This is a genomic window from Haloarcula halophila (assembly GCF_029278565.1).
Lineage (GTDB): Archaea > Halobacteriota > Halobacteria > Halobacteriales > Haloarculaceae > Haloarcula > Haloarcula halophila.
This window is the reverse complement of the sequence record NZ_CP119559.1, coordinates 2,720,954-2,743,045: the sequence shown is the minus strand read 5'-3', so window position 1 is coordinate 2,743,045 and position 22,092 is coordinate 2,720,954. Positions and strand designations below refer to the sequence as shown.

Sequence of the window (22,092 nt, the reverse complement as noted above, 5' to 3'; positions counted from 1 at the left end):
CGGCGCTGCGGTCATAAACCAGCCACGGGTTCGGACCCTGTCGGACTAGATCTCCTCAAGCGAGGCGAACTCGCTCCAGCACGTACAGTCCAGGTCGTCGATCGAGGTCACCTCGTCGGGGAGCGACGAGATGGGCATCCCGTCGTCGAACTCCTCACACCCTTCCCGGTGGATGGAGAAGTCACCACTCGCCATAACTGGCATACAAGCAGCCACGTAGCTCGGGAGTATAAATCCCGCTATCCGGGGCTATCGGCCGGATGTGTCGGACATCCGAACAGTTTCGACCCGGGCTTTTCGACGGCTACTCACCGTTCATCACGGCACACCCCCGATCAAGAGTGATAGAGGCCGGGCGAACTGTTCGTGATACGGACAGCCGCCTACAGGACGCCCATCTCGGTCAGCCGTTCGGGGAGATACGTGTCGGTCACGAAGTCCAGCCCGCGGGAGGCAAGCGCCTGCTGTTCGGCCTTCTTCCCGATGTCCAGTTGGAGTTCGATCTGTTCCTCCCAGAAGTCGGTCTGGAACCGTGGATCTTCCAGTTCCGACTCCAGCGCGTTGATGTCCGAGTCCGACAGCGGGTCCGTCGGGAGGTCGTACTCAACGATGTCCTCCGGTCGGATGCCGACGAACTGGGCCTGTGGGGTCGCCAGATACTCCGAGAGGTGGGCGGACTTGATCGACCCGTAGGCGACCGAACCGTAGATGCGGTACGACCACGGGTCACCGTCTGTAAAGACCACGACCGGGAGAGCGAGTTCGTCGTGGAGCCGCTTGGTGATCCGCCGTGTCGCCCGGGCCGGCTGGCCCTTCAGGTGGACCACGATGACGTTGTACTCGTCGTCGAAGCCGTTCTCGACCAGCCGATCGCGCATCCCGCCGGTCTCGACACAGAGGACGAAGTCGGCGTCGTTGTCCAGGAACTCGATGGTGTCGGGGTTGTTCGGGATCTGGTAGCCGCCCTCGCCGACGTCCTTCTGGCAGTGGATGACCCGTTCGCCCCGCCGGGTCTGCTCGCGTAGTTCCAGCGGTCCCATGATCGTCGCGCCCGACTCCTCGGGGCGCATGTGGAAGTCCTCGCGGGTCACGTCGGAGACGATCTCCAGGTCCTCGATGAGCTGGTTGGACTCGTCCTGGCTGTTGAACTGGGCCTCTTCGAGGTCCCAGGACTCCGAGAGGTAGTACAGTTCACGTAGCGTCGACGAGCGGTCCTCTTCGAGTTGCTGGGCGAGGAAGTCGATCGCGTAGGTCGCCTTCAAGAGCTTCTCGGCCCCGGAGACGGACTTGGCCGACCGCGTGGAGGTGCGGTCGCCGTAGACCCAGACGTTCTTGTCCTCGTCGTACTCGATGTTCGATTTCGTCCGCGTGGGGATCGACATCGTCGGGACGTCCCCCTCGGCGAACTGGTCGTAGAACTCCGCCGCGAGGTCGATGAGTTGCTCGCGGGCCTCCTCGGTGTCGGGTGTCGTGCTCTCGCTCATATCAGGCATCCACCGTCAGTTTCTCCGCTTCGATACCGTCGACCGAGACGGTGAACTCGGCCTCCTCCGTCACGCTGTACTCCAGGACGGCCCGGTCGCCGGCGGCGACCGTCGGCGACCACTTGACGAACCACTCGCCGTCCATCTCGACGACCGTCGCACCGTTGGTGTCCTGCGGTTCGGCGGTGACGATGTCGGTCAGTTCGATGTCGGCGTTCGTGTCGTCGTTGTTCTCGACGACGAGCCGAACGGTCCCGTCCTCGACCTCGCGCTCGACGAGGACGTTGTTCATGATGCGGGCCAGCGAGTCATCGATGTGTAGCTCGTCGTTGCCGGTGACCTCGGTGAGTTTCTCGGCCATCTCCGGGAGGATGGTCGCGAGCTTGTCCTGTTTCTCCCGGCGCTGTTGCATCGACCGGCGCTTGTTGAGGTAGCTCTTGAGTTCGCGGGCCGCCTCCCGGATGGCGAGTTCGATCTCGTCTTCCATCTCCGGGACGTTGGCGATGGCGTCCTTGGACTCGCTGGTGAACGGGACGTTCGTCGAGGCGACGTGGACCATCAACACGGCGGGGCCGTTGGGAATGCCGGAGCCGCCGGGCTGGTCGAGGTTGTAGTTGCGCCAGTTGATCGACTTGACCACGTCGGTCGTCGCACAGGCGCCGCGCTGGTAGACCAGCGGGACGCGGTTGGCGAAGCGCATCACGTCGATGTTGCCCTCTACCGGAACGTCGCCGCCGTAGGCGATCCCGGCCTCGACGATGAACGGGTCGCCGCCGTGGACCGAGGCGTCCCGCGTCGACGCCGCGTAGAAGTCCGCGTCGAACTCCTTGCGCAGCCCCTGTTCGACGAGTTCGGCGTCGATCGGCGCGAGACAGTCAGTCGGCGGTGCGATGATGTCGGTCTCGCGCATCGCCGAGAGCAGTTCGCTGGCCGTGTCGCGGTCGTCGGCCACGTCCGCGACCTTCGGCGGGTCGTCGGGGACGCGGACCGCGATATCCCACAGCCGGTCGAGGATCTTCTCGCGGGCCGTCTCCCCGAAGGTCTCGCCGTCCTGTTCCTCGGTCATGTCGGCCGCACGGTCGACGTACTCCCCGAGCGCGTCCCGGGTCAGGACGTGGGTCCCGTCGCCGAACTTGTCGGCCAGTCGGCCGGCCAACCCCTCGATGGCGGCGTCGTCCTTCCGGGTGGTCGTCGCCGCGTCGACGAGTTCGTAACAGTCGCTCGCCCGCTCGGCGGTGACGGCGTCCCAGGCCGCCTCGACGGCGTTTTCCCGGACCGTCGAGCCGAAGGTCGTGTCGTACTCCGTCTCGACGTCCGCGGCCGCCCCGTCGACGATCGCCGCGATCTCGTGGTGGGCCACGCGGTCGCGCTCCCCGATCGCGTCGGCCACCGCCGTCGCGAACGCGGCGGTCGCCTCCGCACCTTTGTTCGCGACGGCGGCCTCGACGGCCGTCTCCACGTCGACCTCTTCGTGAGCCTGTGGCGGGCTCCAGGCCATCCCGCGCCCGTAGTGGCGGTCGTTGAGGTTCGCGATGACCTTGTCGGCGGTCTTGCCCCCGACCCTGGTGAACTCCTCCTGGAGGAATCCGGAGATCGAGTACGAGTCGGTCGCCTCCAGCATCTTCAACAGCGTGCCGAGTTCGACGCCGTGGGGGTGTGGCCGGATCTCCTCGGTCTCCTCCGGCAGATCCGCGCCCTCGACGCGCTCGAACTTCTTCGGTTCCTCCAGCCCGGGCTCGTCGAACTCGATGCGGGCGTGGGGGTTGACGACCGCCGTGTCCTGGATGTAGTCGTGCAGCGACGACCGGGCGCGCATGTTCGCCTCCATCTCCAGTTCGATGCGGGTGCCGTGGGGCCGTTCCCAGGTGGTCGTCTCGTCGGCACTGATCTCCGGTTCGTTCGAGTCGGTGTCGACGATGAGTTCGAAGTATTGTGCGTCGGACTGGCCTTTCGGCCGGGACGTGATCTTCGCCGGCTTGCCCGAGGTGAGCTGCGAGTACAGGACCGCGGCCGAGATCCCGATTCCCTGCTGGCCGCGGTTCTGCTCGCGGGCGTGGAAGCGAGAGCCATAGAGGAGCTTCCCGAAGATCTTAGGCAGTTGCTCTTTCGTGATCCCGGGGCCGTTGTCCTCGACGATCAGGCGGTAGTAGTCACCGGCCTCCTGGATCTCGACGTAGATATCGGGGCGGATGCCGGCCTCCTCGCAGGCGTCCAGGGCGTTGTCGACGGCCTCCTTGACCGCCGTCACGAGCGCCCGGGCCTCCGAGTCGAACCCCAGCATGTGTTTGTTCTTCTCGAAGAACTCGGCGATGGAGATGGCCCGTTGGGACTCGGCCAACTCCTCGGCGATCCCCTCACCGTCGCCGAGTCGGGACTGATACGAAGTCATTGTCGTGCGGTAGGTACCGGCGTCGAGGTTAAAAGGTGTTCGCCGCCGGAGTGAAAGTGAAACTGCCGCCGACAACGACGGTGATCGGACAGTTATTTCGTTTGACGAATAGACGGAAAATTTATTAAAAGTCACCGTCTTCGCCGGGTTTTACTGCGAGCCCTCCGCACGCGCGTGCGGGAGTTTTATCAACCCCCATCTACTAACAAGAGTAAGTTCCTATGTCAGGAGAGTCCGATGAGTACGGCGCAAAGTCGATCCAGACCCTCGAAGGGCTGGAAGCCGTCCGGAAACGACCCGCGATGTACATCGGGTCGACGGACGCCAGAGGCCTCCACCATCTCGTCTACGAGGTCGTCGACAACGCTATCGACGAAGCCCTCGCCGGCTACTGTGACACCATCGACGTGACCATCCACGAGGACGGCTCCGTCTCCGTCAGCGACGACGGGCGGGGCATCCCGGTGGACGAACACGAAGAACACGGCCGCCCGGCCGTGGAGGTCGTCATGACCATCCTCCACGCCGGCGGAAAGTTCGACAACAAGTCCTACCAGGTCTCCGGTGGCCTCCACGGCGTCGGCGTCAGCGTCGTCAACGCCCTCTCGAAGTGGCTCGAAGTCGACATCAAACGCGACGGCGCGCTGTGGCGCCAGCGGTTCGACCACGGCACGCCCGAGTACGATCTGAAGAAGATCCGTGACTTGGCGCCCGACGAGGGGACCGGGACCACCGTCCGGTTCTGGCCCGACGACGAGATCTTCGAGACCGGCGAGTTCTCGTTCTCGACGCTGTCTTCCCGACTGCGCGAACTGGCCTTCCTCAACTCCGGTGTCGGCATCACGATCAATGACGAACGCGACGGCACCGAGGAGACCTTCGAGTACCAGGGCGGAATCAGGGAGTTCGTCGAGTACCTCAACGAGACCAAAGAGCCCCTGCACTCGGAGGTCATCTACTTCGAGGACGAGGACGACATCACCGAGGGGACCGTCCAGGTCGAGATCGCCATGCAGGGCACCGACGACCTCCAGGGGTCGATCCACGCCTTCGCGAACAACATCAACACACGCGAGGGCGGGACACACCTCACGGGGTTCAAGACGGCGCTTACACGCGTGGTCAACGACTACGCGACCGACAACAATCTGCTCAAGGACTTGGACGACACGCTCAAAGGCGACGACATCCGTGAGGGGTTGACCGCGGTCATCTCGGTCAAACACCCCGACCCGCAGTTCGAGGGCCAGACGAAGACGAAACTCGGGAACAGCGAGGTCCGGGGGATCGTCGAGTCGGCGATGCACGACGGCCTGGCGACCTTCTTCGAGGAGAACCCCGACACCGCAGAGATGGTCGTCGGCAAGGCCGTCGAGGCCGCGAAGGCACGCAAGGCCGCCAAGAAGGCCGAAGAACTCACCCGCCGGAAGTCCGCTCTGGACTCGACGGCACTGCCCGGGAAACTGGCCGACTGCCAGACCCGCGATCCGGAGGACGCCGAACTGTTCATCGTCGAGGGTGACTCCGCGGGCGGGAGCGCCAAACAGGGGCGCAACCCCGAGTACCAGGCGATCCTCCCGATCAAAGGGAAGATCCTCAACGTCGAGAAACACCGCCTCGACCGCATCTTGGAGAACAACGAGATCCGGAACCTCATCACCGCGCTGGGCACCGGCATCGGCGACGAGTTCGACATCGACGACCTTCGCTACGAGAAGATCATCATGATGACCGACGCCGACGTCGACGGCGCTCACATCCGGACATTGCTGTTGACGCTGCTGTACCGGCACATGAAGCCGCTCATCGAGGCCGGCTACGTCTACGCGTCCCAGCCCCCGCTGTACCGCGTTCGGTACCGCGGCGAGACCTACGACGCGATGACCGAGCAGGAGCGCGACCGGATCGTCGAGGAGCAGTGCAACGGCAACCCCACCCAGGTCCAGCGGTTCAAGGGACTGGGCGAGATGAACCCCCAGCAACTCTGGGACACGACGATGGACCCGGACAACCGCATCCTCAAGCAGATCACGATCGAGGACGCCGCGGCGGCCGACAAGATGTTCAACGTCCTGATGGGTGATGCCGTCGAGCCCCGCAAGGAGTTCATCAAGGAACACTCGCCGGAAGCGGAGTGGGTCGACATATGAGTTCGGACGTTCCGGACGACGCGAACGCACCGGCGGACCGCATCAAACACGTCCGCATCGAGGACGAGATGGAGCAGTCCTACATCGACTACGCGATGTCGGTCATCGCGGGGCGGGCGCTGCCGGACGTCCGCGACGGGATGAAACCCGTCCACCGGCGCATCCTCTATGCGATGCACGAGATGGGTGTCTCATCGGGGTCGAGCCACCGGAAGTCCTCCTCGATCGTCGGGGAGACGATGGGTGATTACCACCCACACGGGGACTCGGCGATCTACGACACGCTCGTCCGGATGGCACAGGACTTCTCGATGCGCTATCCCTTGGTCGACGGACAGGGGAACTTCGGCTCGATGGACGGGGACCCGCCAGCGGCGATGCGGTACACGGAGGCCCGGATGGCCCCCATCGCCGAGGTCCTGCTCGAAGACATCGAGAAAGACACCGTCGACTTCTCCAGTAACTACGACGACCGCCTCCAGGAACCGGAGGTCCTCCCGGCGAAGGTCCCGAACCTCCTGTTGAACGGCTCCTCGGGTATCGCGGTCGGGATGTCGACGAACATCCCGCCGCACAACCTCGGCGAGTTGGTCGACGCGACGATCCACCTCATCGAGAACCCCGACGCCACCGTCGAGGACCTGATGGAACACGTCAGCGGGCCGGACTTCCCGACCGGCGGCAACATCGTCGGCCGGGACGCCATCTACTCGGCGTACGCGACCGGCCGGGGACGGCTCCGAGTCCGGGCCGAGTACGAGGTCGACCGCGAGGACGGGCGGATCGTCATCAGCGAACTCCCCTACCAGGAGAACAAGGCCCGCATCGTCGAGCGGATCGCCGACGACGTCAACGAGGGCAAGATCGAGGGGATCGCGGACCTGCGTGACGAGTCCGACCGCAACGGCGTCCGCATCGTCGTCGAACTCAAACGCGGCGCGAACGTCGACGTCGTCGAGAACCGCCTGCTGGACCACCACCTCGAATCGACGTTCGGCGTCATCAACCTCGCGCTGGTCGACGGCCAGCCACAGGTCCTCTCGCTGAAAGAGAGCCTCCAGCACTACGTCGAGCACCGCCGGGAGGTCGTCCGCCGGCGCTCCGAACACGACCTGGCCGAGGCCCAGGACCGCGCACACATCCTCGAAGGCCGGCTGAAGGCCCTAGAGAACGTCGAGGACGTCGTCGAACTCATCCGAAACAGCGAGGACCGGGACGCCGCCCGGGCCGGCCTCCACGAGGCGTTCGACTTCTCGGAGGACCAAGCCGCTCACATCGTCAGGATGCAGTTGGGGTCGCTGACCTCGATGGAGTCCGCGGAGATCGAGGAGGAGTACGAGGAGGTCCAGGAGACCATCGACTACCTCCAGGCAGTCCTCGACAGCCAAGCGAAACTCGACGGCGTCATCACGGACGAACTCCGCGAGGTCAAAGCCGAGTACGACGACGACCGCCGGACTTCGATCATCGAGGACGAGGGCCAGGTCACCCACGAGGACCTCATCCCCGAGCAGGACTGCGTGGTCGTCATCACGGAAGACGACTACATCAAGCGGATGCCCGTCGAGAACTTCGATCCACAGAACCGCGGCGGCAAGGGGATCATCGGCGCCGACCCCAAGGAGGGCGACCGCGTCTCGAAGGTCTTCCGGGCCAACAGCCACGACTACCTGCTCTGTTTCACCAACCGGGGGCAGGTCTACCGGCTGAAGACCTACGAGATCCCCGAGATGTCACGAACCGCCCGCGGGAAGTCGGCGGTCAACATCATCAACCTGGACGACGGCGAGGAGATCACCGCCGTCGTCTCGACGGACGACTTCGAGCCCGAGGAGTGTCTCACGATGGTCACCCGCGACGGCTACGTCAAGCGGACCTGTGCCGCCGACTTCGAGAACATCCTCTCGACGGGCATCCGCGCAGCGAAACTGGAGGACGGCGACGAACTCGTCGACGTCGAGGTGACCGACGGCACGAAGGACCTGGTCATCGCCTCCGAGGGTGGGATGACGATCCGCTTCGACGAGGACGAGGTCAGCGAGATGGGGCGGTCCGCACGCGGCGTCAACGGGATCAAACTCGAAGACGGCGACAAAGTCGCGGCGATGGTCGCGACCGACGACGACGACGAGCGTGCGCTGTTGACCGTGACCGAACACGGCTACGGCAAGCGGACGAAACTCACCGAGTACCGCGCCCAATCCCGGTACGGAAAGGGGCTGGTCGACATCAAGACCGACGATCGAAACGGCCGGGTCCGCACTGCGAAGGCCGTCACCGGCGACGACCACCTCGTCATCATGTCCGAACGGGGCCAGATCATGCGCATCCGCGCCGACGACATCTCGCAGGTCGGCCGCAACACCAAAGGCGTCACGATCATGGAACTGGAAGACGGCGACGGTGTCGCGAGTGTCACCGTGGTGCCGGCCCGCTCCGAAGAATAGCAACTGCGAGCGCAGCGATCAGCTTTCTCGCCCGTCGAGACCTCGTTCGGGGGTGATCGTAACGAATAGCAGTGTCCCGTCGGTACGGTGGCACATGTCCCCCGGCAGGTCCCCCTCGGACTGGACAGATCCGGAGTACGTCGCGACGGTCGTCGGCGTCCTCGCGACCGGGGCGCTCGTGTGCTACAGTTCGCTAACCCCGTCCGGTCCGACTGTCGACGAGATCGTGTTCGTCGTGCTCGCGATCACCCTCCCCGCGACTGTCGCGTACGGACTCGCACGCCGACTGGGCTGATCCACAGTAATAATTCTGTCGCCGGTTGCGCTGAGCCGCAGCCCAGCCTTTTATCTAATGGACACGGGGTCCGATAGTCGACACGCGATGGTTCCCGACGAGATGACACGACGCGAGGCCCTCCGACTCGCCGCGGGGTCGCTCGCGGCCGGAACGGCAGCGGGCCTGAGCGGTTGTGCCTCCGCACTGCCGCCGCTCGGCTCGCAACTCGATTTCGGCCGTGTCGACGTCCCCGACCCCGACAAACCGACGTACAGACAGTGGCTTCCAGCGCCCTCCCGGATCGCCAACGACCGTCGACACTACAACGTGTTGTTCCGGCGGCCGACAGCCATCGACTACATCGCTCCCGTGCGCTTTGCCGTCCCGAAGAAGTCCCTGCTGACCGATCTCGACTACGTCGGCGTCGACTACGCGGACTACGACCGCCTGCTCTCGACGCCGTTCGGCGTCGTCCTCGAAGGACAGTTCGACGCCGCGACGGTCACCGAGGCGCTTGCCGACACCGGCTACGGCGGCGAGGGGTCGTACCACGAATACGACCTGTTCACCCGAAGCGACGACCCCCGAACGGTCGCGCTCCGGGACGGGACCGTCGTGTTCGCCAGCGAGCGCGCTCACGAGGCAGCGGACGTCCGGGCGCTCGTCGACGCCGGGGCGGGCCGGACCGACCGCTACCACGAGGTCAGCGACCGGTTCGCCCGGGCGAGCGCGGCCATCGGCGAGAGCCGGATGGTCGAGTTCCTCCGGCCGTTCGAGGCCCGCAGTTGGCTCAAAGCCGAGGCGTTCCGCTTCGATGGCGAGGCTGCCTACCACGTCCTCACACACCACTACCCGGACGGCGAAGCGGTGCCGACCGACCGGCTCAAACGGCGCAGCGTCCAGAAGAGGCTGCTGACCCGCGAGGTGGACGCGTTCCACTACGAGGAGCGCGGACAGATGGCGACGGTCGCCGGGCGGGTTCCACCCGGCGAGGGACTCGACCCGTCGGCGGAGCCGTATCCGCCACACGCCACCTGGGGTGGGGCCGTCGACTCCGGGACCGTGACGCTCCGTCACGAGGCCGGCGAGGCCGTCGGCGCGGCGAACCTCCGGTACGAACTGCGCTCCCCGGACGGAACCACCGTACAGAGCGGGACACCGTGGTCCGGCACCGAGACAGTCCGGGCCGGCGATACCACGACCGTCTCCCGGGACGGATCGACCGACGTCGCCCGGTTTGTCCTCCAGTTCACGGCCGAGGGTGCCAGCTACGGCTCGGTGTTTACCCTCGAAACGGAGGGGGACGGATGAGTGTGGCGACCGCATCCGCCGGCCGGCAGGCCTGGTCCCCGTCGCCAGCGGTCGAGCCCCGACACCACGGGAGGTTATTTCACCAGCGCATGACAGAGACACCTGTGTCAGAGGACACCGACCTGTCGACCGTCGTCGGCCTCCTCGACGACGAACACGCCCGGTCGATCCTCGTGGCGACGAGCGAGGAACCGCTGTCGGCGACGGAGCTGAGCGAACGGTGTGACGTCTCCGTCTCCTCGATCTACCGTCGCCTCGACCGGCTGGCTGAGGCGGGCCTGCTTGACGAGCAGACCCGGCCGCGACGCGACGGTCATCACGAGACGGTGTACGTCTCCCTGCTGGGCCGGTTCGAACTCACGATCGAGGACGGAACCCTGGAGTGGACCGTGGAGGGGACCGAGACCGACGTCGCCGACGAACTCACTCGCCTCTGGGGGAACTTCTGAGATGGTCGCTGTCGGTTCACTCACCGGCGTACTCACCGGCGCTGCGGCGACCGGATCGGCGGTGATCGGCCTCTACATCGGATATCACGCCTACCGGGGGCTCCGTCGCCACGGCGATCCGGCGATGCGGTATCTCTCGGTCGGCATGATCGTCTTGTTCGGCGTCACCTATCTGGTGGCCCTACTCGGACAGGGATTGATCGCCGCCCACGTCGTCGGCATCCGCTACCAAGACAGCTTCCGCCTAGTCGTCAGACTGCTCCAGTTTACCGGACTGGTGCTCATCGCGTACTCGCTCCGCCTCGCAACCGACAGCGGCCTGCTGTCTCGCTGATCTCCACTTAGCTTCGACGGCGGAACAGTCCCGGCGAACTCAGAGAATCCGCTCGCCGAACGCACTCGAAACGAGTTCACAGGCCAGTTCCGCGGTCCGGTTGTGTTCGTCGAGGATCGGGTTGACCTCCACGACTTCCATCGAGCGGAGCGAGGCGCTGTTGTCGGCGACGTGCTCCATGGCGATGTGTGCCTCCCGGTAGGAGACACCGCCCCTGACGGGTGTCCCGACGCCGGGCGCTTCCGTCGGATCGAGCCAGTCCAGATCAAGCGAGACGTGGATCGCGTCGGTGCCGTCGGTAGCGATAGCGAGCGCCTCCTGGACGACCGTCGAGGCCCCACGGGTGTCGATATCGGACATCGTAAAGGCCGTCACGTCGCTCTCGGTGAGCAACTTCCGCTCGCCCTCGTCGAGGCTCCGTAGTCCGACGAGGACGACGTTCTCCTCGCTGACGCCCGGAGCACGCGCCCACGGTGTTTCCCCGAACCGCCCCTTCCCGAGAATCCCGGCCAGCGACATCCCGTGGATGTTGCCGCTCGGCGTCGTCTGTGGGGTGTTGAAATCTCCGTGTGCGTCGAACCAGACGATTCCGAGTTCCTCGTCGGGGTCGGTCGCTCCGTCGACGGTGCCCATGGCGATCGAGTGGTCACCACCGAGAACCAGCGGGAACTCGCCGTCGGCACGTGTCGCCGCAACAGCCGCCGAGAGATCGGCACAGACCTCCCGTGTCTCGGGGAGGAACTTCGTACGACCGTCCGGGAGGTCGTTCGCGTCCGGATCGCCCGCCTCCGGTCGTGGAACGGCGATATCACCGCCGTCGATACAGTCGAACCCGAGATCGTCGAGCCGATCCGCGAGGCCACCGTACCGGATGGCCGACGGTCCCATGTCGACGCCCCGGCGGTCGGCACCCAGATCCATCGGGACCCCCAGGACACGTACGTTCTGTCGCATACATTCAGTATCAACGGCCGCAGTAAAAAATGGTGCCAGTTAAGTTAGTCTACCGAGTACCTTCGGGACGATGGAACGATGCGAGTCGGCCCACTCCACCGAAGGGTCGACCCACGTCCTCGTCGTCGATCCCAACTCGGCACGGGGGGATCGACTCGCGGACTCGCTGGAAAGGCAGGGTGCCATCGAAGGATACGGGAGTGTGTCTGTCAGCGACGCCATCGACCGACTGGCGTGGCCCGATATCGACTGTCTGGTCGTTCGCCACGGCACTGAGGGGTTCGACGCCGTGGAGGCAGCCGACGCGATCGGTGAGAAACACCCCTGTCTCCCGATCGTCCTGTTTACGACCGTCACGGACCCGACGATCGCGGAACAGGCCGTCGGGACTGCAGTCGACGAGTTCGTCGACGGCACCGACGGTGACGCGATGGCTCGGCTCGCGGCCACCGTGGAAGACGCCGCACTGGATTCGAGCGCACGGGGAGGACTGGCGACACCACCCCTCGACGAGAACCCAACGCCGAACGTCGATTCCGGGGCTGTCGAGGAGTTGCTGGCCGAGGGCATCGATGCGGGCTACCTCTCGCAACTCCTCCACAAGAGCCGGCTGTTCGATACGATCATGGAGTCGATTCCAGTCCACCTCTATATCAAGGACGCCGACGCGCGTCACCTCTACGTGGGAACCGGCTACTTCGAGGAGCCACTGGAGGAGTTCATCGGGAACACCGCCCCGAGATCGGGCTCTTCGCCGGCAGACAAGCGCTGCGAGCCCACCGAGAGGACAGCCACGTCATCGAATCGGGCGAGCCGATCCTGAACAAGGTCGAATACCTGCCGATGATCGACCAGTGGAACCTCACCTCGAAGGTCCCCTGGCACGGCCCCGACGGGGACGTCGTCGGACTCATCGGTGTGACCCGTGATATCTCGGCCCGCAAGGAGCGCCAGGAGGAGGTCAAACGCCAGAACGAGCGGCTCGAACGGTTCTCGAAGATGGTCAGTCACGACCTCAGGAACCCGCTGCAGTTGGCGACGATGCGGCTCGAACTCGCTCGCCGGGCCGACGACCCGACGCCACACCTCGACGACATCGACGAGGCGCTCCAGCGGATGGATAGCCTCATCGAAGACGGACTCGCACTGGCGAGACAGGGCAAACAGGTCGTCAGTCCCGAACCAGTCGAACTCGACGGCATCCTCCGGACGGCCTGGAGTTCGGTCGACGCCCCGGGAGCGACGTTCGTGATCGACTCTCCACCCGGGGTGGTCTTGGGTGACGTGGGACGCTTACGACAGTTGGTGGCCAACGTCTTCCGGAACGCGATCGAACACGGTGGACCGTCAGTGACAGTTACCGTCGGGCAACTCCCAGACGACACCGGGTTCTTCATCGAGGACGACGGTCCCGGGTTCCCGAACCCCGATGACGCCGACCTGTTCGAGGTCGGCTACACCACCAGCGAGACGGGAACCGGGCTCGGGCTCTCGATCGTCGCGGAGATCGCCGACGCACACGGCTGGACGGTCCGTGTGGGGACGAGCGACGAAGGCGGTGCACGGCTAGAGTTTGTGGACGTCGAGCGGCCGTCCAGCGGGTTCGATACCGACGCTGACGAAAACTGAGTCCGGGAACCCCCGCCCAGCGAGGGACGGACTGTGACGGGTCCCTCGCTTCGATCGGCTCAGCGGATTCCCGTCACGCCTCGATCTGTGGCCACTCGTCGGCGGTCACGTATACTGCTCACAGACCCGTTCGATTCCGTCCTCGAACGAGATCTGGGGCTCCCAGCCGGTCGCCTCGTTGATCTTCGAGTAATCGCCACAGGTGTCGTGAACGTAGACGTCTTCGGGGATCGGGTTCTCGACGAACTCGGGGTCGATGTCGGTCCCGAGTTCGTCGTTGAGCATCTCGACGACAGTCAGGAAGTCGTAGGCCTCGCCGGTTCCCAGGTTGTAAACGCCGTTCAGTTCGTGATCGGCGGCCTGTTCGAGTCCGCGGACGATATCCGTGACGTGCGTGAAATCACGGGTCTGAGTGCCGTCGCCGTACAACACCGGTGGTTCGCCGTTGGCCATGTCGTCGGCGAACTGTGCGATGACGTTGGCGTACTCACCTTTGTGTTCCTCAGCCCCACCGTAGCCCTGGTAGACGGAGAAAAACCGCATCCCGGCGAGCGAGAGGTCGTAGTGGTTGTGGAAGTATTCGGCGTACGTCTCCCGTGCCATCTTCGAGGCCTCGTAGCCGGTGTTGACCGTCACGTCCATCTCCTCGGGGGAGGGGTCGGTCTGGCTGCCGTAGATCGACGACGTGGAGGCGTAGACGACGGTGTCACAGCCGTCGTCACGGGCCTGTTCGACCGTGTTGACGAACCCCTCGACGTTGACCCGAGCGCCGTGGGTCGGGTTGTCCTCGTGCATCTGATAGGAGGACAGCGCCGCCAGATGGAACACGACGTCGACGTCCGTCGGGAGATCGTCCTCGACGACGCTCCGCTCGACGTACTCGACCGCCTCGGAGACGTTCGCCGGCGTCCCCAGATAGCCGTCGTCGACCACGATCACGTCGTTGTCCGCCGCCAGCGAGTTCGCGAGGTTCGACCCGATGAATCCGCCACCACCGGTAACCAACACGCGTTGACCGTTCATGTTTGTCCCACGTATACCGACTGACAAGTGGGTATCGGTTGCGGGTCGCCGGCGTGGACCCACCACCGTCGCTTTTAAGGACGGTTGTACCGAACGAAATATTATGTCATCGATAGAACTGACTCCGAGTCAAAAAAATATCTTACAGGAACTCGTAAACCTCTACCGCGAGAGCGAGAGTGCCGTCAAAGGCGAAGATATTGCGGAGAAAGTCGACCGGAACCCCGGGACGATCCGTAACCAGATGCAGAGCCTGAAGGCGCTCCAACTCGTCGAAGGCGTTCCTGGCCCGAAAGGCGGGTACAAACCGACTGCGACGGCCTACGACGCCCTCCAGATCCAGGACATGGACCAGGCAGCCGAGGTCCCCCTTCGGCACAACGGCGAACTCGTCGAGAACGCAAACGTCGAGGAGATCGACCTCACGAGCGTCCACCACCCCGAGGAGTGTCGCGCCGAGATACAACTGCAGGGGTCGATCTCGCAGTTCCACGAGGGCGATTCGGTTACTGTCGGCCCGACACCGCTCTCGAAGCTCCAGATCATCGGGACCCTCGAAGGGAAAGACGACACGAACAACAAGCTCATCCTGACGATCGACGATATGCGGGCACCGGCCGGAGAACCGGAGCACTGACCGGCGGCGACTCTCTGCTGTTCTCTTTTCCGTTACCGCACGCGAATCCGTCACGAACGATTGCTCGGGAAAGCAGTCCTCCGACAGCGATTTCAAAGCCTTTGTATCACCGGACTACCGAACCCACTGTATGACAGACCACGTTGTCGTTCTCGGCGCAGGGTATGCCGGTGCTGGTACCATAAACAGCCTCGAATCCGAACTAAACGGGGAGGCGGACATCACCTGGATCTCCGATACGGACTACCACCTCGTGCTCCACGAGTCCCACCGCTGTATCCGTGACCCGAGCGTCCAGGAGAAGATCTCGATCCCGGTCCACGAGATCAAAGAGCCAAGCACCGCGTTCATCCAGGACGAGGTCACCGGTATCGACACCGAGGATCGACAGGTCGAACTGGCCGACAGCGACGACGTCGAGTACGACTACCTGCTGGCCGGTCTGGGCACCAGTACCGCTTTCTTCGGCATCGACGGTCTCGAAGAGTACGCACACACGCTCAAGAGCCTCGACGACGCGCTGGGTATCCACGACGCGATCCAGCAGGCCTCCCGAGAGGCCTCCCGGAACGACCCCGCACAGATCGTCGTCGGCGGTGCCGGCCTGTCGGGCATCCAGACGTGTGGCGAGATCGCGGAGTTCCGTGACGATCACCGCGCACCGCTTGACATCCACCTCGTCGAGGGGCTGGACGAGATCTTCCCCGGGAACGACCCCGAACTCCAGGGGGCACTGCGCAAGCGCCTGGAGAACCGCGACGTGAGCATCATGTGTGGCGAGTTCATCGGCGAGGTCGACGAGGAGACCGTCTACATCGGCGACGACGAGGAACTCGACTACGACGTGCTCATCTGGACCGGCGGCATCACCGGCCGGGAGTGTATGCAGGACGTCGATCTCGACAAAGACGAGCGCAACCACCGCGTCCACGCGGAAGGTGACTTCCAGACGGAAGACGAGCGCGTCTTCGCCATCGGCGACTGCGCACTGATCGACCAGCCCGGCGAGAACCCCGCCCCGCCGACGGCCCAGGCAGCCTGGCAGGCCGCCGAGGTCGCCGGCGAGAACCTCGCTCGCGCGGTCCGCGGCCAGCCGCTGAAGACCTGGACCCACAAGGACAAGGGGACCGTCATCTCCGTCGGCGAGGAGGCCGTCGCTCACGACGTCGTGAACGTTCCCATCGACACGTTCGGCGGACTGCCGGCGAGGATGCTCAAGAAGGGCATCGCCGCCCGCTGGATCTCCGACGTGACCGGCTTCGGCCGCGCCGCGAAGGCGTGGCCCGACATGTAAGACCGCGTTTTACTGCATCACCCGTCGTCGCGTACTCGACGAGTTCCAGCACACTCCTGGCCACCGCACCGTACAGACGGCGATTCCACAGCTCAGGTCCGCAAACCCACCGCGACTCCGTTGAGTCGGGCGAGAACGCGGCGGGTGGGACCGCTTTTTTGTCTCCGTATCACTGAACGCCACTAATGGCCCCCGATGACAGCGAGCCGGACGACGACAGCGACTCCCCCCGCCCCTCCTCCGTCCACTGTCCCGACTGCGGGACGAAGGCGTCGGCGGACTGGTCGTTCTGCCGGAGTTGCGAAGCGTCGCTCAGCGACGCGGAACCGGCGGACCGGACGCTCGGCGACGGGAGTGAGTTATCCGAATACATCGACGGGGAGACGGGTTGTCCGAAGTGCGGTCACGCGGACGCGGAGGTCGACAACATCACGACGACGGGCGAGGGCGTCACCAGGCTCCTCGACATCCAGAACCGGCGGTTCAAAGCCGTCTCCTGTACCAGATGCGGGTACACGGAGTTCTACAGGGGACAGGACGCGGGCGTGGTGCTCGACCTCTTCATCGGCTGAGAGCGGGCGGCGACGGGTGGGTGTCCTACTCCGCCCACAGCCCGGAACCAAAGCGGTGGGACGGAGCGACACACCGACCGCTACCGGTCGATCGAGAGCCCGGCGTGCCACCGGTCGGCGTCGGCGGCGGCGACGGCCTCGTCCATCCGTTCGAGGTAGGTCACCGCGAGACTGGCACAGTTTGCGGCCTTGCGCTCGCCCTCGGTACGGAACTCGCCGGTGACGCGGTTGGCGTACACCGTACAGACGGCGCCGGCGCGTAGACCGTAGAGGCCGGCGAGCGTGAGAATGCTCGCGGCCTCCATCTCGAAGTTGAGGACGCCCGCCTCGCGGAGTTCGTCGAGTCGTTCCTCGGTCCCACGGGCCTCGAAGCCGCCGAAGCCCGGCCGTGACTGGCCAGCATAGAAACTATCCGTCGAACAAGTCACCCCGAGGTGGTAGTCGTAGCCCAGTTCCTCGGCGGCGGCAACCAGCGCCGAGACGACCCGGTGGTCGGCGCTTGCGGGGTAGTCCTCGCGGACGTATTCGTCGCTGGTCCCCTCCTGACGGACCGCACCAGTCGTGATGACCAGATCCCCGACGCTAGCTTCCTCGCGGATCGTGCCACAGGAGCCGACCCGGAGGAACGTATCCGCACCGACCCGGGCCAGCTCCTCGACGGCGATCGCGGCCGACGGGGAGCCGATCCCCGTAGAGGTGACCGAGATGGGCGTTCCCTCGTGGGTACCAGTCGCGGTACGGTACTCCCGGTGGTTCCCGACGATTTCGTGGTCCTCCCAGCCGTCGACGACCTTCGCGACCCGTTCGGGGTTGCCCGGCAACAGGACACTGTCAGCGACGTCGCCGGGGCCGACTTCGAGGTGGTACTGCTCGTCGTCGTTGGGGTCTTCGCTGTCGCCGGTCATACGTCCAGGTGGGCCTTCGTGATGGTGTTTGGAAGCAGTTCCCCCAGCGTGTACTCGCTGACTTCACCGTCGCCCTCGTCGCAGTAGACCGGTAGATCCTCGCCACAGAACTCCGCGAGCGACTGCCGACACATCCCACAGGGCGTGACGCCGTCGCGCTTGTCCGAGGCGACCGCGAGGCGAGCGAACTCGCGGTGGCCGTCCTGGACCGCCTTGCTCAGCGCGAGTTCCTCGGCGTGGATGCTGTTGCTGTAGTTGGCGTTCTCGATGTTGCAGCCGGTGTAGACGGCTCCGTCGGCCGTCTCGATAGCGGCACCGACCCGGTACTCGGAGTAGGGGGCATAGGAATCCCCGATAGCCGTCCGGGCTGTCTCCAGCAGGTCGTTCATACCGGGGCAACTCGTGGGACGGGCAAATACCCACCGGCGCCGGCCGGACGGTGGCGAGGGACAGTCTGGACGGTCACAGAGCGCCGACTCAGCCCTCGGACTGTGTGGCGACGGCCTCTGCGACCGTCTCGACGACGCCCTCGACGAGCGTGTCGACGTCGTCGCTCTCGGCGTAGACCCGGACGTACGGTTCGGTCCCGCTGGGGCGGACCAGCGTCCAGGACCCGTCGTCGAACGAGAGGCGGACACCGTACTCCGTCGAGACACTGGCCTCGGGGTAGGTGGCGGGCAATGATTCCGTCAACGTCTCCATGGCGTCCGCTTTTGCGGCGTCCGGGCAGTCGACGCTGACTTTCCGGTACGGTCGTTCGGGGACGACCGCTCGCCGGTCGGCCAGCGACTCTGAAGCGAACAGACAGGTCAGGACGGCCGCGCTGACGACGCCGTCGATCCAGCCGCCGAAAGCCGGGTGGATATGTTTCCAGGGCTCGCCGGCGAAGACGACCGCTGTCCCCTCGTCGGCGTCGGCCCTGACCCGTGCGATGCCCTCGTGGAGCGCACCGAGGTGGACCCGTTCGACCCGGCCGCCGGCGGCCGAGACGCGTTCGTCGACCCGCCCGGAGGCGTTCGGCGTCGTCACGACGACGGGGTCATCGGCGGCCGAGGCCCGCGTGTAGTGCTCACCCAGGATCGCCAGGATCGTGTCCTCGTGAACGACCGCGCCGTCGCTGTCGACGACGACGATGCGGTCGCTGTCCCCGTCGTGGCCGATGCCGATGTCGACCGTGGTGTCGGCGACGAACGACCGGAACTCCGACAGCGTCTCGGCCGTGGGTTTGCTCTCCCGTGCCGGGAAGTAGCCGTCGACGTTGGCCTCGACGGCGCGGACGTCTGCTCCCAGTTCCCGGAGAACCTGTGGCGTCGCGACGCCGGACATCCCGTTGCCGCTGTCGACCGCGACCGTCAGGTCGCTGGGATCGCTGCCGTAGTCGCCCGCGTACGCGGCGACCGCCCGGCGGTACTCGGCGAGTGGCTCGACAGCGGTGGTGTCACCCCACCGGCCCCACTCGGTCGGCGCGACTCCGGTGTCGATGCGGTCGCTGATACGGCGCTCGGCCTCGCCGTCGTACTCCTGGCCGTCGACGAACAGTTTGATGCCGTTGTCGTGTGGCGGGTTGTGACTCGCCGTGATCATCACGCCCCGGCGACCCCGTGACGCCCAGGCCAGCGTCGGCGTCGGCACCGCTCCGACGCGGACGACCTCGATACCGGCGCTTGCCAGTCCTGCGGCGAGTGCGTCGGCCAACGCCGGGGAAGTGATCCGGCCGTCGTACCCGAGCACGAACTCCTCGCCGTCCTGTCCAGCGGCCCGCCCCACCTGCAGCGCGAGTTCGGGGGTCACTCGCTCGACGACGTCTCCTCGAATTCCGGCCGTCCCGAACAGTTCCATACCGCTTCTCGGAACGGCTATCGCTTAGTTCTGTCCTCGCTCGTGTTGCGATGGTGATCGCCGCCGGGAAAACAGCCTCAGAGCAGTTCGTCGAAGTCGTACCCTTCGATGTCGACGCCGTCGCTCGTGACGTCGGCCAGGTAGATACCGTTACCCGATCCGGTATCGCGTTCGGCAGCAGCCTTGATCGCGGCGGCGGCGACCTCGCGAGCCTCCTCGTTGGTCATGTCCTCCTCGTAACGGTCCTCAAGGGTCCCGTAAGCGACGGTCAGCCCGGAACCAGTGACGGTGTAGTCGTCCTGCATGACGCCGCCGGCGGGGTCGATGGAGTAGACGTGGTGGCCGTCCTCGTCGACGCCCCCGAGGATGGGGTTGATCATGAAGAAGGGGCCGCCACGGGCGAAGTTCCCCGCGAGCGTCGAGAGCGCCTGCATGCTCATGTCTTCACCGCGACGGGCCTCGTAGAGGTTCACTTCGGCCCGCAGCGAGCGGATGAACGACTGGGCGCCACCGACGCTGCCGACCAGGGTCAGCGCCGCAGTCGGGTGGATCTGTTCGACCTTCTGGACGTTTTTGTTCGAAACGAACCGGCCGCCCAGCGAGGCGCGCATGTCAGTCGCGATGACGACGCCCTCGCTCGTCGCGATCCCGATCGTCGTCGTCCCGGTCTTGTTGACTTTCTCCGTGTCCTGCTCGCTACGGTCGGGCAGGGAGCCGACCTCCGGCTCGTAGGGGTCGGTCTGGAACTCGTCGGTCGACGGGGGACGCTGTCGCTGAGAGAACGGTGAGTCAGGAGTGGTGTCGCGCATTAGCGCTTCTTTCCCGTCGGGCGGTGATAAAACCTCTTCTTGGAACTCCCCTACGCACTCGCCCGGTCGTAGGCCGAGTTCAGTTGGGTCACCAGGCGGTCGATCGGCAGTCGCAGTCCCACGCGCTCGGTGACCATCGCAACCGGCAGGAGTGCGATCCCGAGCAGCAGCGTCAGTTGATACAGTGCGAGCACCGCAGCGGAGTACAGTCGAACGTCCATCGGTCTATAGCACCAGACAGGGAGAGAGTCGTATATAAACCTTCCGTCGGATTTAGCGAGAAAAAACCGCCGCAGTCTGGTGGTTTTCCGGGACACCCTCTCGTTTGGCCGCTGCTGGCTCAGTGGCCCCGCTTCGAGCGTAACACGAGTGTCGATGAACTCCCTCGTTCGCATAACTTATGGCGATAATGACGGTGACGTGCGCACACCGACGAATCAAAACTATCGAGTAGTCGGCCCACATTGGAGGAGATATGAACTACCTCGTGGCGATGGAAGCAGCCTGGCTGGTTCGTGACGTAGAAGATATCGACGACGCGATCGGTGTTGCCGTGAGCGAAGCGGGCAAGCGCCTCAACGAGGCCGACATGGACTACGTCGAGGTCGAGGTCGGCGCCACCGGGTGTCCCGCCTGCGGTGAGCCGTTCGACTCGGCGTTTATCGCGGCCGACACGGCGCTGGTCGGACTGGTCCTCGAAATGGAAGTGTTCAACGCCGAGTCGACCGAGCACGCACAACGGATCGCCAAGAGCGAGATCGGCGGCGCGCTCCGTGACGTCCCGCTGAAGGTCGTCGAATCCTTCGAGACCGAGGCCGACGAGGAGTCCGAAGCCGAGGCCTGAGTCGACCGCCGGTGGCTTTTTGTATTACCCCAGGTTATCGGGGGTATGGACTTACCCACGTCAGCGGACCTCCGGGAACGCCGTACCGAACTCGATCTGACCCAGAGCGAGTTGGCCGACAGGGCCGACGTTTCACAGCCGCTGATCGCGCGGATCGAGGGCGGCGACGTCGACCCGCGGCTCTCGACGCTGCGCCGGATCGTCAACGCCCTCGAAGAAGCCGAAGGCGGGATCGTCCGGGCACGGGATCTGATGAACTCGCCGGTCCACAGCGTCGAACCGGACGATTCGGTCCACAACGCCAAGGAACTGATGGACGGGAAGGGGTTCTCGCAGGTCCCGGTCGTCCGGGACGGCTCCCCCGAGGGACTGATCGGGAACTCGGACATCCGCCAGCGCGACGAGGAGAACGTCGGCGAACTCCCGGTCGCCGAAGTGATGAACGAGTCGATCACGACCGTCGAACCCGACGCGACCATCGACACCGTCGACGACTACCTCAACCACAACGCCGCCGTCCTGGTCGTCGAGGACGGACGGACCGTCGGCGTCATCACCGAGGCCGACATCGCTCGGACGGTTAGCTGATCGGCGTCGCGGGGTCACTCGGTCAGTTCGAGCCCGCGAATCGCGACGGCTTCGTCGCCCTCGGTGATCTCGCCGACGATCCGCGCGTCCTCGCTGTCCTCGACGACCGCCGCGGCGTCCGCTTCCGGCAGCGCCGCCACGAAACCCGTCCCGCGAC

Annotated in this window: 24 protein-coding genes; 13 read left to right on the top strand and 11 right to left on the bottom strand. The window is 65.2% G+C overall.

All coding sequences use genetic code 11. The features are described from left to right. Positions 1-45: 45 nt before the first annotated feature. From P0204_RS14430 to P0204_RS14420, 3 genes are all read right to left on the bottom strand, one after another. The gene (locus P0204_RS14430) at positions 46-204 is read right to left on the bottom strand and encodes a hypothetical protein (protein WP_276180447.1); all 159 of its coding nucleotides are present in this window, start codon (positions 202-204) and stop codon (positions 46-48) included. 179 nt (positions 205-383) lie between these two features. Further along, positions 384-1,484 carry a DNA topoisomerase IV subunit A gene (locus P0204_RS14425; protein WP_276180445.1) on the bottom strand — a complete coding sequence of 367 codons (1,101 nt, stop codon included), beginning with the start codon at positions 1,482-1,484 and terminating at the stop codon, positions 384-386. Position 1,485: 1 nt separating this feature from the next. Beyond that, entirely contained in the window at positions 1,486-3,873 is a 2,388-nt protein-coding gene (locus P0204_RS14420) for a DNA topoisomerase VI subunit B (RefSeq protein WP_276180443.1), read from the bottom strand. Between the two features lie 221 nt (positions 3,874-4,094). Here P0204_RS14420 and gyrB point away from each other — a divergent pair, with 221 nt between their 5' ends. From gyrB to P0204_RS14390, 6 genes are all read left to right on the top strand, one after another. Continuing rightward, entirely contained in the window at positions 4,095-6,023 is a 1,929-nt protein-coding gene (gene gyrB, locus P0204_RS14415; RefSeq protein WP_276180441.1) for a DNA topoisomerase (ATP-hydrolyzing) subunit B, read from the top strand. Continuing rightward, positions 6,020-8,470: a DNA gyrase subunit A gene (gene gyrA / locus P0204_RS14410; protein ID WP_276180439.1), complete on the top strand. Its 2,451-nt coding sequence runs from the start codon at positions 6,020-6,022 to the stop codon at positions 8,468-8,470. Before gyrB ends, gyrA begins: the two co-directional genes overlap by 4 nt. Positions 8,471-8,564: 94 nt before the next feature. After that, positions 8,565-8,765 (top strand): hypothetical protein, encoded by a 201-nt coding sequence (locus tag P0204_RS14405; protein WP_276180437.1) that lies wholly within the window; start codon positions 8,565-8,567, stop codon positions 8,763-8,765. A gap of 57 nt (positions 8,766-8,822) precedes the next feature. Beyond that, entirely contained in the window at positions 8,823-10,058 is a 1,236-nt protein-coding gene (locus tag P0204_RS14400) for a hypothetical protein (protein ID WP_276180435.1), read from the top strand. Positions 10,059-10,162: 104 nt separating this feature from the next. Continuing rightward, positions 10,163-10,507, top strand: a complete 345-nt coding sequence (locus tag P0204_RS14395; RefSeq protein ID WP_276180433.1) for an ArsR/SmtB family transcription factor — start codon at positions 10,163-10,165, stop codon at positions 10,505-10,507. 1 nt (position 10,508) lies between these two features. After that, positions 10,509-10,841 carry a DUF7521 family protein gene (locus tag P0204_RS14390; RefSeq protein ID WP_276180431.1) on the top strand — a complete coding sequence of 111 codons (333 nt, stop codon included), beginning with the start codon at positions 10,509-10,511 and terminating at the stop codon, positions 10,839-10,841. Positions 10,842-10,880: 39 nt separating this feature from the next. Here the strand turns inward: P0204_RS14390 and rocF are convergent, their stop codons facing one another. Further along, positions 10,881-11,795 carry an arginase gene (gene rocF, locus P0204_RS14385; RefSeq protein WP_276180429.1) on the bottom strand — a complete coding sequence of 305 codons (915 nt, stop codon included), beginning with the start codon at positions 11,793-11,795 and terminating at the stop codon, positions 10,881-10,883. A gap of 70 nt (positions 11,796-11,865) precedes the next feature. Between rocF and P0204_RS14380 the strand changes: the two genes are divergently transcribed. Both P0204_RS14380 and P0204_RS14375 read left to right on the top strand, forming a co-directional pair. Then, positions 11,866-12,618, top strand: coding sequence for a hypothetical protein (locus P0204_RS14380; protein WP_276180427.1), 753 nt, complete (start codon positions 11,866-11,868; stop codon positions 12,616-12,618). Further along, positions 12,537-13,424 carry a PAS domain-containing sensor histidine kinase gene (locus tag P0204_RS14375; protein ID WP_276223290.1) on the top strand — a complete coding sequence of 296 codons (888 nt, stop codon included), beginning with the start codon at positions 12,537-12,539 and terminating at the stop codon, positions 13,422-13,424. Before P0204_RS14380 ends, P0204_RS14375 begins: the two co-directional genes overlap by 82 nt. Positions 13,425-13,529: 105 nt before the next feature. On the opposite strand, the gene P0204_RS14370 is transcribed toward P0204_RS14375, so the two are convergent. Next, positions 13,530-14,447: an NAD-dependent epimerase/dehydratase family protein gene (locus tag P0204_RS14370; protein WP_276180425.1), complete on the bottom strand. Its 918-nt coding sequence runs from the start codon at positions 14,445-14,447 to the stop codon at positions 13,530-13,532. A gap of 103 nt (positions 14,448-14,550) precedes the next feature. Between P0204_RS14370 and P0204_RS14365 the strand changes: the two genes are divergently transcribed. The 3 genes from P0204_RS14365 to P0204_RS14355 all read left to right on the top strand — a co-directional run bounded on the left by P0204_RS14365 (position 14,551) and on the right by P0204_RS14355 (position 16,950). Further along, entirely contained in the window at positions 14,551-15,084 is a 534-nt protein-coding gene (locus P0204_RS14365; protein WP_276180423.1) for an HTH domain-containing protein, read from the top strand. Positions 15,085-15,214: 130 nt separating this feature from the next. After that, positions 15,215-16,378, top strand: a complete 1,164-nt coding sequence (locus P0204_RS14360; protein WP_276180421.1) for an NAD(P)/FAD-dependent oxidoreductase — start codon at positions 15,215-15,217, stop codon at positions 16,376-16,378. A 185-nt stretch (positions 16,379-16,563) separates the two neighbouring features. Continuing rightward, on the top strand, positions 16,564-16,950 hold the full coding sequence (locus P0204_RS14355) for a zinc ribbon domain-containing protein (RefSeq protein WP_276180419.1): 387 nt from the start codon (positions 16,564-16,566) through the stop codon (positions 16,948-16,950). Positions 16,951-17,030: 80 nt separating this feature from the next. Here P0204_RS14355 and P0204_RS14350 read toward each other — a convergent pair whose 3' ends face one another. The 5 genes from P0204_RS14350 to P0204_RS14330 all read right to left on the bottom strand — a co-directional run bounded on the left by P0204_RS14350 (position 17,031) and on the right by P0204_RS14330 (position 20,724). Beyond that, the gene (locus P0204_RS14350) at positions 17,031-17,855 is read right to left on the bottom strand and encodes a nucleoside phosphorylase (RefSeq protein ID WP_276180417.1); all 825 of its coding nucleotides are present in this window, start codon (positions 17,853-17,855) and stop codon (positions 17,031-17,033) included. Continuing rightward, positions 17,852-18,244, bottom strand: coding sequence for a cytidine deaminase (gene cdd / locus P0204_RS14345; protein WP_276180415.1), 393 nt, complete (start codon positions 18,242-18,244; stop codon positions 17,852-17,854). Before cdd ends, P0204_RS14350 begins: the two co-directional genes overlap by 4 nt. Positions 18,245-18,332: 88 nt before the next feature. Beyond that, a complete protein-coding gene (locus P0204_RS14340) occupies positions 18,333-19,694 on the bottom strand; it encodes a phosphohexomutase domain-containing protein (RefSeq protein WP_276180413.1) in 1,362 nt (453 codons plus the stop codon). 77 nt (positions 19,695-19,771) lie between these two features. Beyond that, the gene (gene psmB / locus P0204_RS14335; protein WP_276180411.1) at positions 19,772-20,503 is read right to left on the bottom strand and encodes an archaeal proteasome endopeptidase complex subunit beta; all 732 of its coding nucleotides are present in this window, start codon (positions 20,501-20,503) and stop codon (positions 19,772-19,774) included. A 50-nt stretch (positions 20,504-20,553) separates the two neighbouring features. Continuing rightward, a complete protein-coding gene (locus P0204_RS14330) occupies positions 20,554-20,724 on the bottom strand; it encodes a hypothetical protein (RefSeq protein WP_276180409.1) in 171 nt (56 codons plus the stop codon). A gap of 254 nt (positions 20,725-20,978) precedes the next feature. Between P0204_RS14330 and P0204_RS14325 the strand changes: the two genes are divergently transcribed. Both P0204_RS14325 and P0204_RS14320 read left to right on the top strand, forming a co-directional pair. Beyond that, a complete protein-coding gene (locus tag P0204_RS14325) occupies positions 20,979-21,347 on the top strand; it encodes a DUF555 domain-containing protein (RefSeq protein WP_276180407.1) in 369 nt (122 codons plus the stop codon). A 45-nt stretch (positions 21,348-21,392) separates the two neighbouring features. Further along, entirely contained in the window at positions 21,393-21,935 is a 543-nt protein-coding gene (locus P0204_RS14320) for a CBS domain-containing protein (protein WP_276180405.1), read from the top strand. Between the two features lie 14 nt (positions 21,936-21,949). Here the strand turns inward: P0204_RS14320 and P0204_RS14315 are convergent, their stop codons facing one another. Beyond that, positions 21,950-22,075 (bottom strand): hypothetical protein, encoded by a 126-nt coding sequence (locus P0204_RS14315; RefSeq protein WP_417374539.1) that lies wholly within the window; start codon positions 22,073-22,075, stop codon positions 21,950-21,952. Positions 22,076-22,092: the final 17 nt, after the last annotated feature.